This window comes from Nitrospina gracilis 3/211, assembly GCF_000341545.2.
GTDB classification, from domain to species: Bacteria; Nitrospinota; Nitrospinia; order Nitrospinales; family Nitrospinaceae; genus Nitrospina; species Nitrospina gracilis.
In genome coordinates this window covers 1,288,137-1,302,044 of record NZ_HG422173.1, presented here as the reverse complement: position 1 = coordinate 1,302,044, position 13,908 = coordinate 1,288,137, and the positions used below count along the sequence as shown (strand labels likewise).

The 13,908-nt window shown below is 56.5% G+C and carries 12 protein-coding genes and 2 pseudogenes; 6 read left to right on the top strand and 8 right to left on the bottom strand.

All coding sequences use genetic code 11. The features are described from left to right. Window positions 1-135: 135 nt before the first annotated feature. A complete protein-coding gene (locus TX82_RS06220; RefSeq protein WP_005008227.1) occupies window positions 136-1,497 on the bottom strand; it encodes a TIGR01777 family oxidoreductase in 1,362 nt (453 codons plus the stop codon). A gap of 114 nt (window positions 1,498-1,611) precedes the next feature. Between TX82_RS06220 and TX82_RS06215 the strand changes: the two genes are divergently transcribed. Continuing rightward, window positions 1,612-1,842 (top strand): CDGSH iron-sulfur domain-containing protein, encoded by a 231-nt coding sequence (locus TX82_RS06215; protein WP_005008225.1) that lies wholly within the window; start codon window positions 1,612-1,614, stop codon window positions 1,840-1,842. A gap of 145 nt (window positions 1,843-1,987) precedes the next feature. Here TX82_RS06215 and TX82_RS16505 read toward each other — a convergent pair whose 3' ends face one another. From TX82_RS16505 to TX82_RS06195, 5 genes and pseudogenes are all read right to left on the bottom strand, one after another. After that, the gene (locus TX82_RS16505) at window positions 1,988-2,371 is read right to left on the bottom strand and encodes a galactosyltransferase-related protein (protein WP_222822975.1); all 384 of its coding nucleotides are present in this window, start codon (window positions 2,369-2,371) and stop codon (window positions 1,988-1,990) included. A gap of 86 nt (window positions 2,372-2,457) precedes the next feature. Then, window positions 2,458-2,745: pseudogene (locus TX82_RS17160) on the bottom strand (glycosyltransferase); the annotation flags it as partial. 53 nt (window positions 2,746-2,798) lie between these two features. After that, window positions 2,799-3,554: a glycosyltransferase family 2 protein gene (locus TX82_RS06205; protein WP_042250681.1), complete on the bottom strand. Its 756-nt coding sequence runs from the start codon at window positions 3,552-3,554 to the stop codon at window positions 2,799-2,801. Further along, window positions 3,547-4,791, bottom strand: coding sequence for an O-antigen ligase family protein (locus TX82_RS06200; protein WP_005008221.1), 1,245 nt, complete (start codon window positions 4,789-4,791; stop codon window positions 3,547-3,549). Before TX82_RS06200 ends, TX82_RS06205 begins: the two co-directional genes overlap by 8 nt. Before the next feature lie 45 nt (window positions 4,792-4,836). Next, complete coding sequence (locus TX82_RS06195) at window positions 4,837-5,034, bottom strand: hypothetical protein (protein WP_187291922.1); 198 nt, start codon at window positions 5,032-5,034, stop codon at window positions 4,837-4,839. Between the two features lie 218 nt (window positions 5,035-5,252). On the opposite strand from TX82_RS06195, the gene TX82_RS16660 reads away from it, so the two are divergent. The 4 genes and pseudogenes from TX82_RS16660 to TX82_RS06185 all read left to right on the top strand — a co-directional run bounded on the left by TX82_RS16660 (window position 5,253) and on the right by TX82_RS06185 (window position 9,211). Then, a complete protein-coding gene (locus tag TX82_RS16660; protein ID WP_005008218.1) occupies window positions 5,253-5,888 on the top strand; it encodes a M20/M25/M40 family metallo-hydrolase in 636 nt (211 codons plus the stop codon). Window positions 5,889-5,898: 10 nt separating this feature from the next. Next, complete coding sequence (locus tag TX82_RS06190; protein ID WP_005008215.1) at window positions 5,899-7,119, top strand: hypothetical protein; 1,221 nt, start codon at window positions 5,899-5,901, stop codon at window positions 7,117-7,119. Window positions 7,120-7,219: 100 nt separating this feature from the next. Continuing rightward, a pseudogene (locus TX82_RS17155) lies at window positions 7,220-7,777 on the top strand (isochorismatase family protein); the annotation flags it as partial. Continuing rightward, window positions 7,754-9,211 carry a nicotinate phosphoribosyltransferase gene (locus TX82_RS06185; protein ID WP_084604061.1) on the top strand — a complete coding sequence of 486 codons (1,458 nt, stop codon included), beginning with the start codon at window positions 7,754-7,756 and terminating at the stop codon, window positions 9,209-9,211. The pseudogene TX82_RS17155 and the gene TX82_RS06185, both read left to right, overlap by 24 nt. Here the strand turns inward: TX82_RS06185 and TX82_RS06180 are convergent. Beyond that, window positions 9,195-10,058, bottom strand: coding sequence for an HDOD domain-containing protein (locus tag TX82_RS06180; protein ID WP_187291921.1), 864 nt, complete (start codon window positions 10,056-10,058; stop codon window positions 9,195-9,197). The two genes, TX82_RS06185 and TX82_RS06180, sit on opposite strands and share 17 nt — an antisense overlap. Window position 10,059: 1 nt before the next feature. Continuing rightward, window positions 10,060-11,136 (bottom strand): sensor domain-containing diguanylate cyclase, encoded by a 1,077-nt coding sequence (locus tag TX82_RS06175; protein ID WP_005008205.1) that lies wholly within the window; start codon window positions 11,134-11,136, stop codon window positions 10,060-10,062. Between the two features lie 263 nt (window positions 11,137-11,399). On the opposite strand from TX82_RS06175, the gene TX82_RS06170 reads away from it, so the two are divergent. After that, window positions 11,400-13,895, top strand: coding sequence for a tetratricopeptide repeat protein (locus TX82_RS06170; protein WP_005008200.1), 2,496 nt, complete (start codon window positions 11,400-11,402; stop codon window positions 13,893-13,895). Window positions 13,896-13,908: the final 13 nt, after the last annotated feature.

Genomic DNA, 13,908 nt, shown 5'->3' with positions numbered 1-13,908 from the left:
GGTTGATAAAATGAAAAACAAAAACGGACGCATGCGGAAAATGAATTAGCAAGAATTAAAGTGAAGGGAGTGTACCACAGGTCGCACACGTGGGACATCGGCGCTCTGCATCAACAGGGGCCGCAGAAAGTGAGTTCATTCCCCGAACAGGTCGCAGGTTTTCTTCCAGCGGAAGGAAAAGATTTTTTCCAGGTCACGCCGCACAATCGGGTAGATGAACAGATCGCCCGGCGTCCACATGGGGACGCGATAGATGGCACGGTCGCGGATCAATGTACCGCCGTCCTGTTCGATAAAATCGTGGGTGTGATGCCACAGCCAGTAGGGCCCCACCACCTGAATATCGGAAAAGCGGTTGTTGGGCGACCAGTCCATGATGATCGACTGCCATCGGAAGGGAATACCGTATAGCTTCAGCCGGTAATTGATGCGGGTGCCCTCTTCCATATCTCGCGTCGATTGATTGGTGACCGAAAAGTTCAGAAAGGGCGGCGTCAACACCTCCAGGTTTTTGGCGTCGCTGTAAAATTTAAAAATGGTGTCGATCGGTTTCGGAACCCACTGCTCCATACGCATTTCGTGCGTGCGCACATCGGCCAGTTGGGTGAGCGCCGACTCCATATCCGGGTAGTCGAATTGGAACCCGCACGACTGCGCCTTTTTGGGTACGGCTTTTTGAGAGGCGAGGAGCACCTCGGACATCTCGCCCAATACCAGCTTGAGCGCAAATGCGGGCGCAGGGATGAAGGCGGGACGTCCCACCGCTTTCGCCAGCGTGCGGGTGAACTCGGCGTTGGTGACGGGTTCCGGACTGCACGCGTTCACCGGTCCGCGCAGTGTTTCGGTATCGAGCGCGTGAAGCATGAGACGTGCCAGGTCGCGGACGTGAATCCAGCTCATCCACTGCCGGCCGTTCCCGGCGCGGCCGCCCACACACATGCGGAAGGCTGGGAGCATGAAGCGCATCGCGCCGCCATCCGTACCCAGCACGGTGGCGATACGCAGAACCACCGTACGCACACCCAAGGCTTCGGCTTTCAAAGCCTCCGTTTCCCACTTCCTGCACACTTCGGCGAGCACGCTGTTACCGGGCGCCTGTGACTCGTCCAGCTCCAGGCTTTTGCGGTCGCCGTAATAACCGATGCCCGAGCAGGAAATGAAAATCCCCGGCCGCGAATCCATTTCTTCCATCGCCTTGACCAGTTGGCGCGTCGAAAGCACGCGCGAGCGCTCCAGTTCCATTTTTTTCGAATCGGTCCACCGCGTGGCGATGTTTTCCCCCGCAAGATGAATCACCGCGTCCACACCTTCCAGTGCTTCCTTCGGCGGCTCCAACAGGGCGGGGTCCCATTTGTAACGGCGGCAGAGAACCGGCAGACGCACCACCGCGCTTTCCGGATCGCGAGTCAAAATGGAAATCTCGTGGCCCGCGTCTTTCAGTAAGGGAAGCAGTTGTTGACCGACAAACCCGGTGGCACCGGTGACGAGAATTTTCATGAAAAAATTCCAAACCCTTCCGCCGTTGTTTCCATCTAAAAGGAAGGCGACCGGCCGATCCCCTTACGGAACTTGAAGCAGATGAAAACCGATTAAACAAAACAGGAGACTTGCATGGCGTACCAGAACAAGCCTTTTTATGTGAACGAAACCCCGGGAACCAAGTACTATTGTACTTGCGGCGAGTCGGAAAATAAACCGTACTGTGACGGCTCCCACGACCGGAAGGACACCGGGAAAAGTCCGGTGGAGGTAACTCTGGAACGACCCCGCAGGTTGACCATCTGCGATTGCGGTCTCACCAAGACCTCCCCCATCTGCGATGGGGCGCACAAAAACTGCTGATTGTCATTGAACAATCCACTGGCCAATCAAAAAGGCCGCTCTGAGGAGCGGCCTTTCTTGCAGAAAAAACATCCCGTTTTACGAACAGGGTGGTCGATATCTGGACCCGGCCACCCAACTGAACATTGTTTGCAGCCTTTTACCGTCATGCAAGGTGATTGCTCAGGCCGTTGTCGATACGCGTGGTGTTTGATTGCATGACCGCCTCCAGCCGTTTCCAGTTTTCCTCCGTCTCACGCGATTTGCCGAGCGGATGCCACAGGTGCAAAACCGGCACGGCAAAACGACCTTCCTTGCGCACAATGCCTTTATTGAGCAGGCGGATGACGAGATCCGAATCCTCATACCCCCAGCCCTGGTAGTGCTCGTCGAAACCATTGATTTCGAAAAAATCCTGCCGCCACACGCCAAGGTTGCAGGTTTTGACTCCCTGCCATTTGCGCGACGACAGTTTTCGCAATGGGCCAAGCGGCAGGCGTAAAAAGGAATCAACCGGTTCATCTCGCCGCGAAGCCGTACCGAAATCCACTTCAAAAGACTCCATTTGTGCAGAGGCAGTTTTTTATCCAGCGTGCGCTGGGTGAGCGATTCATCAAGAAGAACGCGGTTGCCCGCCAGGAAGAATCCCGGCTCCATCAGTTTAATATAGTGCTCGACGAAATCCGGGAACACCATGCAATCGCCGTCGAGAAACACCAGCCGTTCGCCCTCACACGCCGCCACCGCCTTGTTGCGAATGGCCCCGGCGCGGAATCCCTGATCCTCATGCCACACATGTTTGAGCACCAGCCTGTTCCTTTGTGAAACCGTTTCCACCATCGCGCGCGTGTCTTCTGTCGATCCGTCATCCGCCACAATGACCTCAAAGTCGCCTTCGGTCTGCGCTTCGAGGCTGGTCAGCACCCGCTCCAGCGCATCGGGACGGTTGTACGTACTTAAGATAATGCTGAGCGCCCTCACGGTTTCTCACTCTTCTTTTTTCGATGGAGTTCCATCAGCTTAACGTACTTGTAATACGTGCCTTCGGCATTCGACACCGCCAGTTGGAATCCCTGTCTGCCGTCGAGGAATCCCCTCTTCAAAAAATAAGTGCGGAAGAACGCCCACATGCCGCGCGCAACGGCTTCCAACAGGCTGGAGCTGCGGTCCTGCTCGTAAAGCATCTGTGCATTATAGGTGGAGTAACGGTTCATTTTGTCGAGCACGTCCTCGAAGGTATCGAAGCTGTAATGAATGAGCGGATTTTTGAGCCTTCCCACCTTGCCAGCAATTTCCAGTTTTTCGTGCACCAGAGAATTGGTGAACGCACCGGAGCCTTTCTTCATCAGTCGCACCACGTAATCGGGTGTCCATCCGCTATGCCGGATGCACCGCCCCACATAATGCGAGGAACGCGGGATCCTGTATCCATTGTATTTGGGCTTGCGCAAAGTGCGCTCGATTTCATCGCGGAGCGCGTCGGTCACCACCTCGTCGGCGTCCACAGAGAGGACCCAGTCCCCAGTTGCCATGTCCAGCGCGCGGTTTTTCTGCAGGCCGAATCCCGGCCAGTCCACATCGTGCACCTCACTGGTGTACTCACGGCAGATGTCCGGCGTGCCGTCGGTGCTTCCCGAATCCAACACCACGATTTCATCGGCCCACTTCACCGACTCCAGGCACTGGCGGATGCGCACGGCTTCGTTTTTGGTGATGAGAATGACGCTAAGCATTTTCTGTTTTTGATGCGAGCCCAAGCGGAGAGTACAGCACCGCCGCCAGCCAGCCAATCAGCATGCCTTCGGTGTGGTCCATCAAAAGTGAATTGGCCAGAGCCCCGAAGGTCACCATCACCGCCAGTCCCTGAGCCAGGCTGCGGTGATACGGATCGAGCGAAAACGAATATCGCCACAAAGTATATATGAAGTAAAAAAACAAACCGATTCCCATCCACCCGGTCTGCACACCCAGCATGAGGTATTCGTTGTGGGGGTTGTCGGTGACTCGCTCCAGCTGGTTTGTTGCGGCGTGGTCCGCATACCGTTGGCGGAAACTTCCGGTACCGTGACCCAGCAAGGGGCGTTCCATCATGATCTCATAGCTGTTTTTTGAAAACTCGATGCGCATACCGATGGAAGAAGCCGCGTCCCCCCGATCCATGTACTTGGTGATGCCGCGCGTCAGGAAATCCCATTGAGTCTGGTACAAAGGAGAAACCGAACTGAGCGTAAAATGAAATGCGACCAAAACCGCAACACCCATCACCGCATACCGCAGTTTGAATTTCTGAAACAGGAACAAAAATCCCAGGAGATAAAACAACACGTACCCGGTACGTCCGTCCACCATGAAAAACAGATTGAACACAACCACAGCCAATAAAAAGGAAAGTGCAATAATTCTGTTGCGGTTTTCCCGACGGGAAAACACGTGTACCATCAGGCCGAAAGCAAAAACCGCCATCAGCAGGCTGTGCGTGATGCTGTTTTTGAATGGCAACCCGACCCGCAGGTTGGGATCCGTGGAAGGAGACGCGATGTAGTACTGGAAAAACGATCCAATCAGCGTGAGGACCATCGCCGCGCCGAAACCCACAAGGCACATGTGGCGGGTTTTTTCATTATCAAGAAAAGAAAGGTACGCCACGATCAAAATCAGTTCCCGGTACTTGCCCAGGATACCGAAAGAGTCACGTAGATCCGCCGAGGTGTACACCACCCCCAGGATGAGCATCAGGTACAATATCGCCGCGGAGCGCGCCACCGGGTGCGACCGCATACGGGTCCAAAACATTTTGTAATGACCCGCAACGAACCACAGCACCAGAACCAGTGTGGTGAGTATTTCTGTCAGGGACGTACTTACCGGAATTACGGCGCCGGTGAGAACGGTCAACCAGAGACCGGCTTTGTGAGCGCGTGAGGCCCGCAGGGAAACCGGGGCGTCGACAGGCCGAGCCTGGGAAATCATGGCACTCCTGGTCTCCAGCGTTTATTTAAAAGGAGACAATGCGAATCAGGGATGTGAGGCATTCAGATTTTGGTTCAGGCGAACCCGCTCTTCGGGAGTCGCTCCGTTCTGGAAGAGGAAACCGAACGTCTCCAGCCGCCACACCAGCATGTCCAATCCCTTCAACAGGTCCATCCAGTAAAATGGAACTGCCCACAGGGGCTTGCGGTGAATGTCGTTCCGGCACAGAACAAAATTAAGCAATTGCCGACGTGACCGGCGAATGAGCGGCCAATTGCCTCGTTCCTGTAAATACGGATCAACCGGAAAAAATTGAGAACACGCTGGGACATGCGACCCCCCCTGAAAAAACGGCAAAATCCATTTGCCGCTAACCGGATTTTATATTATATGATGGGTCGGTTTTTGTAAAGAAATCGACGTTGTCAATACTTCACAAACCCGAATCCCAATTATTCCCCATGGATCTTGCGGAATGGAGCCGTGACGCACGGCGACGCATCGACACGGACACCGAACTGTTTTCACGTCACATGGACGTCATGCGCGAGATGGTGCGCATCGACAGCCGCAGTTTCAGCGTCAACGAATTCGAGGGCGATCGCACCGAACCGACGGACATGCAGGAAATTTTAGAGGTTGCGGAACGTTATCTGCACGGGATCGGTTTCGATTACGTGCACATCAACACCCCGCCCAAAGGTCCCCAGCGTGCCACGCCCATCATCATGGCGTCGCTCACTGCCAGTGATGGAAAACCCACGGTGCTCATGTACGCACACCTGGACAAACAACCGTACATGGACGACGGTCGCTTCCTGAAATGGGACGGTGTGTCGCCAACGGAGTTGCGCTGGAACGAAGACCGCACCCGTGCCTTCGGGCGCGGCGCGGCCGACGACCTGAGCGGCGTCATCGGCATCGGCATGGCGGTGGACGCCACCCTGCAATCCATCGGATTCGATCCCCGTAACCCATCGAAAGACACGCTGGCTAAACTCCCCTGCAATTTAAAAATTATCTTCGAGACGGAAGAAGAGTCGGGGTCCTACTCACTGATCGAGCAGATTTTGCAGAACCGGGACTTTTTTTGCTGACGCAGACTGCGTGATCATCACCGACGTCACCAATCCGGCGACGGGGGTGCCGGGCCTGACCACTTCGCTGCGTGGCATCTCCCAGACGCACGTCACCGCACAGACCGCAAATGAAAGCGGCCTCGACGCCCAGACGGCCCTTTATAAAACCCTGGCAACGCTCGTGCACGAGGACCACTCACTGGCCGTCAACGCCATCGCCCGGCGCGACATCCCGGTCACCCCCGACGAACGCAAAGGGTACGAGGCGGTGCCTTTAACCGTCGAAACCCAGCGCCGCATGGCCGGACTCCTGCCCCAGGTGAAGCTGACCGTGGAAGAAAACCATGCGGCCATGATCCAGGCTCAGCTTCGGACCTCGTATGCCAATGTGCGGCCGGGGCACCGCGTGGCGGGTGGAGTGGTGCTGGGCACGGCAGCGGCACGACTGACGTTTCACCTGAAAGGCCAGCTCGACCCGAACGCCTTCCGGTCGGCGGTTGCCGAGGTGTTGGAACGGCTCAACCCGTTCAACCTGAAAATCACGGTGGAAGAAGCCGAGGCCCCGGCCTCCGGAACCCTGCCGCTGAACCTCATTGTGCAGGCTGCTCTCAAGGATCCGCATTCCGGTGTCTCCGGCGGTCCATTCCCGGTAGCGGAGATTCAACTGGCGCGCATGATCGACGGATTGATCGACGGCAATGGCCGCCTCACCGCCGGACCTGTGCACCTCTACATGGCACCGGAAGGCCCCATTGAACGGATCACCTCCGAATCCCTGCACGCCGAAAACGACGGCACCACCCGCCGGTTTGCAGACAACACGGCGAAAGCCATGGTGGAAATCCGTCTTGCGCCGGGCAACAACGAAACCGAGACGGCGGAAAACGTAAAGGCACACCTCAAGGCCAACGCACCGGCAGGGGTGCAACTGGAATTCGAGGATGACAAAGGCGGGTCTCCCTGGAGCACGGGAATCGAACACCCGGCATTCACCCTGATGCTGAAGTCGCTGGAAGTCGGCTATGGAATGAAACCCTGCCTGTTCGGCTGCGGCGGGTCCATCCCCTTTGTTGCCAAATTGATGAAGGCGCTGGACGACATTCCACCCCTTGTCATCGCGCCCTACGATCAGGAATGCCGCATGCACGAACCCGGCGAAAGCCTCAGCGTCACCGACCTGAACGGCTGTGCTCGGTCGATCGTGCATTTTCTTTTGAATTGCGAAGCCGCCCTCTCCCGCACGGGCTGATACGAACTCCCCCTCTTTTTACACCCACAACCTCGGCGCCGGGTTGATCCTGCATACAGGTGCGTTAGAATGGAACCATCATTCCACTTCGGGTGCCTGCATGAAGGACCTGACGCCACAATCTGGAGACGCCCTGCTGATCGTCGATCTGCAAAACGACTTTCTGCCCGGCGGCAGCCTGGCCGTGCCCCATGGCGATCAGGTCATCGCACCCCTCAAACGGTACGCCGATTTTTTCCGCTCCGCATCCCTTCCGATCTTTGCCAGCCGGGACTGGCATCCGGAAACTCACTGTTCCTTTGAAGAGCAGGGGGGCCCCTGGCCGCCGCACTGCATCCAGGGCACCGAGGGTGCGGATTTCGCCGCCGAGCTGAACCTGGCGGACACAGTTGTCATCAGTAAAGCCCAGACCGAAGAAGCCGACGCCTACTCCGCTTTTCAGGGAACGGACCTCGATTCCCGGCTGAAAGAAAAGGGTGTGCGCCGCCTGTTCATCGGCGGACTCGCCACCGACTATTGCGTGCTCAACACCGTGCGCGATGCGGTGAAAAACACTTTCGAAGTGGTTTTGCTGCAGGACGCCATCCGTGCCGTCAACGTGAATCCGGAGGACGAAGCGCGGGCCTTGAACGAAATGCGGGAGCTCGGTTGCCGTTTCGCAACGGTGAACGACATCTGCCTCGATCCCGCGCAGGCCAGTGCGCTTCTCACCGACCTCTACCAGCTCACCATGTTAAAAAGTTATAACGACCAGGGGATGACCCGGCAGGCGGTGTTCGAATTTTTTGTGCGGGACCTTCCCCCTCACCGCAACTTCCTGATGTGTGCAGGGGTGGAGCCTGTCTTGCGTTACCTGGAAGCCCTGCATTTTTCTCCGCAGGAACTGGATGCGCTGAAGCGAAGCGGGCGTTTCCCCCAGGAACTTCTGGACTCGTTGAGGACGTTCCGCTTCACGGGAGATGTGGATGCCATGCCCGAAGGCACGGTGTTCTTTGCCAACGAGCCGGTCCTGCGAATTACCGCGCCTTTACCGGAAGCGCAGTTTGTGGAAACGCGCATCATCAACCTGCTTCATTATTCCATTCTTGTCGCCAGCAAGGCGGCGCGGTGCGTGCTCGCGGCACAAGGTCGGGGGCGCCTTGTCGATTTTGGTCTGCGCCGCGCCCACGGCGCGGAAGCGGGATGGCTGGCAGCACGGTCTTCCTTCCTCGCCGGATTCGACGGAACCGCCACCGTACTGGCAGAAGCCACCGACAACATTCCAGTCTATGGAACCATGGCGCACTCGTACATTCAGGCTCACGACAGCGAGGAAGCGGCGTTTTATGAGTTCTGTCGCTCATGGCCGCAAAACACCACCCTGCTGCTCGATACGTATGACGTCTTTGAGGCCACCGAATCGGTCATCAGGCTTTCCCGCAAACTTGAAAAGAACGGGATACGCATTCAGGGAGTGCGGCTCGACAGCGGCGACATGCAGGAACAGGCGCGTGAGGTGCGCCGGCGGCTGGACGAGGCGGGACTGGAACACATCAAGATTTTCGTCAGCGGCAATCTCGACGAACACGCCATTGCCGAATACATGGCGAACGACATTCCGGTGGAAGGATTCGGAATTGGCACGCGGCTGGTAGTTTCTGATGATGCCCCGTTTCTGGAATGCGCCTACAAGTTGCAGGAGTATGACGGAAAGCCGCGGCGCAAGCGATCCAAAGGAAAAGCCACCCTGCCCGGTGCCAAGCAGGTGTTCCGGTTACGGGATGCCGGAGGACGGTTTGCAAACGACCAACTGGGCCTGGCCGCTGAAGAATTGGAAGGCGAAACCCTGATCGCACCCATGATGAGAGGCGGGCGCCGCCTGCATCCATCCGTTTCCCTGCAAACCCTGCGCGCCCATGCGCAATTGCAATTGATGGCCCTGCCTGAACCGCTTCGATCTTTGGGCACGGCGGCCCCGTCGTACCCGGTGACCGTCTCCGAAAATTTAAAGGAATTGACCCAGAAGGTGGACCGCCAAACACATGCCTCCAGCCTGGGATTGAACGGTTCCGTGTTCCGCACGATAGCGGATTTCTTCAGGAAAGCGTTTTAGAAAGGATCCTTCGGGCTCGATTTTCCGCCCGGGACTGCATGTCCGGCTTCCATTGCGAAAGGTCCGAAAGCGATATACCAAGCGCCGCCACCAACGGGTCAAGCGGTTCGTTTTCCGGCAGGTGCAGCCCATCGCCGTATCCCCAGTCTTCCGCCAGCCGGTTTGCCAGCCGCACAATGACTACGGGACCGGTCTCCCGGGCCACCTTGCCGTTTTCCAGGGACTGAATGTATTCGATCAGGTTGGCTGGATAATGCCATTCCTCCGCCAGCTGTCCCGCCACTTCCTGGGGTGTGCATCCGGCAACGTCCTGAAGCGCCTGAGGAAATGGCAGGGCATCCTTCCTTGCCCGGTCCAGGGCCTCCAGCACCTCCCTGGGATGGTTGATGATGAGCGCCATCTTTCCCAGGTCGTGCAGCAACCCCAGCGTCAGGCACACGTCTTCTTCCATAGTACCCAGTTTGTTCGCCAGAAGCGCCGCCAGGGTTCCCGTCACCGCGCCATGCGCCCAAAGTTGCAGGTGATCGAATTTCCGGTGGTACGTATGATCGGCGTCGCGGAACATTTCAAACACCGGGGTGGTGAGGATAACGCTGGTCACCAGGCTGGGTGAAAGCAGGCCTGCCGCCTGTTGCAGGGACTCGACGCGTCGCTCGTACCCGTACACGGGAAGGTTGGCGACAGCCAGGATACGGGCGGCGATAGCGGGATCATACTGAATCAGGTGCAGGAGGTCGTAATCCGCCGACGACGTTTTTCCGAGCACGTCGATAACCTTTGCAATCTGCTCCGGATGGCTGGGCAGGCCCGGAAGGCACTTGTATGCATCGAGCAGGGTGGCAGACACCTCAATCTCCAAGAATAACGCGGTCCCGCCCTTCTTCCTTGGCCCTGTATAGGGCCCGGTCCGCAGCGTGAATCAAATCCGAAACAGACTCCATGGTGGACAAATCCAGTTCCGCGATACCACCACTGACCGTCACACCAAATTCCTTGTTTTCCACATCAAAAGCGATCTTTGCCATTTCCTGTCGAATGCGGTCCGCAATGACCATCGCGCCCTTTTTGTCCGTCTCAGGCAGAATGACCGCGAACTCCTCCCCGCCATACCGCGCCGCGGTGTCGTTGGACCGGCAAAGCCGGCTCATCACCGTGGCCAAAGCCACCAGAACCTCATCCCCCTTCTGGTGCCCGTAGGTGTCGTTGATCCTTTTGAAATTATCGATGTCCATCATTAACAGGGAAAGCGAGGACTGGTACCGCTGGGAACGGTCGAATTCCTTGCCTAAAATGTGCAGCATTTGCCGATGATCGTTCAACTGCGTCAGTCCGTCGGTGATGGACAGCATCTCCGTCTTCTCGTGCAACAGGGCGTTGCTTACGGACAGGGCCACGAACTCCAGAACGTTCAGAATGTAATCCATGTCCGACACCGACAAAAACCCCTTGTCGCTGTCGTTGACGTTGATCACGCCGATGATCTTGTTTTCAATCATCAACGGCACGCACAGGAAAAAATTGTTTTTGAAAAGGGGATTTTTTCTGCCCTTGAAATACTTTGAGGTAGTGAAGTCCGCTTCAAAGATGTACCGCTTCTGGTTCAGGGCATCCTGCATGACTCCCGACTCGGAAACGCTGAAGCTCAGCGGTTTTGCCATGTCGAGGTGATTGCTGCAGGCCAGGGTCAACTCCATCTGCGACGGATTATAAAGGAATAACGAAAAGTAACGAACCGCGAGGATGTGCGGCAGCTTTTCCAAGAGGACAGGTTTGATGTCGTCCAGGTGCAGGAGACTGATGCTTTTATGAAGGTACAGAAACAGGTCGAGGCTGACCAGAGACTCGCCCAGCATGGCTTTCTGGTTTTTCACCAGTTCCAGGACCTGCCGGGTCTCTTTCAGTTGGCTCTGATCGATCGGGTCCATAAACTCTAAGTTATCTTAGATTCGGTCAGAAAATTCAAGTCAAACCTATAAACGCACTCAACTGACGTCAAATTTCTGACGATAATATATAAACGACCAGCAACCCCGCCATTTTCAACCTGGCATCGGCTGTTTCGCCCAACCGGCGCACCAAAAGTTTTCCCTTTTATTATAATGGGTTAAAGGAGTCTGGGATATAATGAATTTCATTCGGTATCACTTTTGCTTTTCATGAACTGCATTGCCAATCGGAGTGTTTTTATATGGTGAGCAGAACTTCATTCAAAACCGGATGCCGGATTCTCGCGCTGGGGGTGTCCCTGATTTTCGTTTTGGCGAATTTCTCCCATGCACAAAGCCCGTCCGGTCCCATTAAAATCCAGGACATCCAGCTGGGTCCCCACCCGGACAAAACACGGGTGGTCATCCTGCTCAATCGTCCTGCCGAATACCGGGTCATCCCCGACCTCGGCAACAAACGCATTGGGATCTTTCTGCGCGGTGCGGTTCTGCATCCGCGAATCAAACCGCAGGCGTTCAAAGACGTCAACCTGACCCGCATCGAAACCCGCGAGTTGGAAGGCATCGTCAAGATCACGCTTCATTTTCACCAGGCCAATACGCAATTCATTCACTTTTTTGAAAACAATCCGCCCCGGATCGTCTTCGATCTGGCCAGAAAAACACCCCTCAAGATTCTCAAGTCAAAAAAAGAGCTCATTCCTGCTCCCAAGAAAGAGGGTCAAAAGGCACCACGGGTCAAAGGCATGACCTTGAATGAAATCGAAAATACCGTTCGGACGGAAAGCGAGGATAAACTTCGTTACGGGTGGAACGAATACACCCGCGCGCTCAACCTGTTCCAGCAACAGAATTACAGGGAAGCTGCCACCGCACTGCGCGAATATGTCCGGAATTTTGCCGAAAGCCCCTTCGCCGCCAACGCGGCCTACCTGGTCGCTGAAGCGGAATGGAAACTGGCCGTGCAGAAACAGGAACCGAATTTCGAGGCCGTCATCGACGCCTACCGTTTCGCCATCCGCAAATACCCGGACTCCAAATTCTACGACCACGCCCTGTACAAACTGGCGACGATTTACGACGATCTCGATTTCATTCTCGAAGCCAAAACGCACTACGAGCAGGGAATCGAACGCAATCCGCGTAGCCGCTACAACGACGCACGCAAGCTGGGACTGGCGCGCATGATGTTCAAGGAAGGCCGCCTCGATGAGGCCTATCGCGCATTCCGCGTCATCCTGAAGGACCAGGCCACGGAACCCAATGCTCGGGCCAGTGTGTACCAGATTGCCCAGGCGTATTACGACCGCAAGGAATATGACAAGGCCCTCCAGGTGTTCGAGGACGCGGTCCAGCGTTGGCCGAAAGAGTTGAACAACGAACCGGAACTCAATTTCACCATCGGTGAACTGTATTTTTCCCGCCAGCAATACGGCAAGGCCCGCAAATATTATTTCCAACTGGTCAACCTGCAGCCGGATTCCCTGAAGGCGCACGAAGCGTTCAACCGCATCGGCGATTCCTACCTGCTGGAGAAAAACGGGATGGCCGCCTATTCCGTGTTCGAGCGGTCGATGAAAATCGACCCGGAAGGCCCGCGCGCGCTCTACGCCAAAATCCGCATGGCGGACATCGGCATCCGTTACCCCGGCCTCGATGTCCCGGACCTGGTGATGGACAACCCGGCTTACTTCAAACCTTATGAAACCTACAACGCCATCTTTGCCGGCACGGAAGCACGCAACGTGCGCTCGGAAGTGTTGCTGAGCCGCGGCTCGGCCCTCTTCCAGGAACAGCGCTTCCTGCAGGCCATTCAGGAGTTCAAGCGCCTGCTGGACCGCGACAAGTCGTCGCGCTATTACCGCACCGCGAAAAGCGCCATCCACCGCGCGATGGGCCACCTGATCGACCAGTATTCCAAACAGGGCGGCCACCTGCCCATCCTCTATGCATACAACGATTTCCTGACGTTCGGCATCGGCGACGTCGATGACCTGAAAACGCAACTCCAGATCGGCGAAGCCTACCAGGCCATCGGCATGCACGTCGAGGCGTTGAAATTTTTCGAGGAGGTGAAGCTCAAGGACGCGCAGGGCGTGTACTCGGACCGGCTGTTCCTGAACCTCGGCGAAATCCATCTCGCCCAGAACCGCTTCGAGGATGCGGAACTGGTCAGCAAAACCTTTCTCAACAATTACGCGAACAGTCCCGAGGTGCCGGATGCGATGATGCTCCTCGCGCAGGCCTACCGCGGACAGAAACGCATCGACAAGGCGGTGCAGACGTACGAATCCATCATCGCCCGCGGCAACGGCAAGCTCCCGCTGGCCTGGTACCGGCTGGCCGAAATCTGGATGGAGTCCGACGACCTCGACCGCGCGGGCCATGCCTACCGCAAGGTGATCGACCACTCCGACCGCGCCCTGCGCAACCCGCCGGAGTTCATCCAGTCCACCTACTACAAGCTGGGCATCGTGTACCACCTCCAACGCCGTTACTCGGAATCTCTCAACATGCTGGAGTCGGGACGCAAACGCTTTCCCGATCATTCGCTCCGCAGCTACGCGGATTTCCTCATCGCCGACAACCTCGAACAACTGTCGCAACCGAAACAGGCGCAGGCGGAGTTGAAGGAGATGATCAAGACGAAGGACAACGGACAAAACCTGGTGCAGGACGCGGCGGAGATCCGCCTCAAGGTCATGGACTGGGAAAATCGTTTAAAAGACCTGTTGTGATCTTCTATAATGA

Coding starts and splice junctions, on each gene's coding strand:
- TX82_RS06220 (WP_005008227.1), bottom strand. CDS start 1,497: ATGAAAATTCTCGTCACCGGTGCCACCGGGTTTGTCGGTCAACAACTG.
- TX82_RS06215 (WP_005008225.1), top strand. CDS start 1,612: ATGGCGTACCAGAACAAGCCTTTTTATGTGAACGAAACCCCGGGAACC.
- TX82_RS06205 (WP_042250681.1), bottom strand. CDS start 3,554: ATGCTTAGCGTCATTCTCATCACCAAAAACGAAGCCGTGCGCATCCGC.
- TX82_RS06200 (WP_005008221.1), bottom strand. CDS start 4,791: ATGATTTCCCAGGCTCGGCCTGTCGACGCCCCGGTTTCCCTGCGGGCC.
- TX82_RS16660 (WP_005008218.1), top strand. CDS start 5,253: ATGGATCTTGCGGAATGGAGCCGTGACGCACGGCGACGCATCGACACG.
- TX82_RS06185 (WP_084604061.1), top strand. CDS start 7,754: ATGCGGGAGCTCGGTTGCCGTTTCGCAACGGTGAACGACATCTGCCTC.
- TX82_RS06175 (WP_005008205.1), bottom strand. CDS start 11,136: ATGGACCCGATCGATCAGAGCCAACTGAAAGAGACCCGGCAGGTCCTG.
- TX82_RS06170 (WP_005008200.1), top strand. CDS start 11,400: ATGGTGAGCAGAACTTCATTCAAAACCGGATGCCGGATTCTCGCGCTG.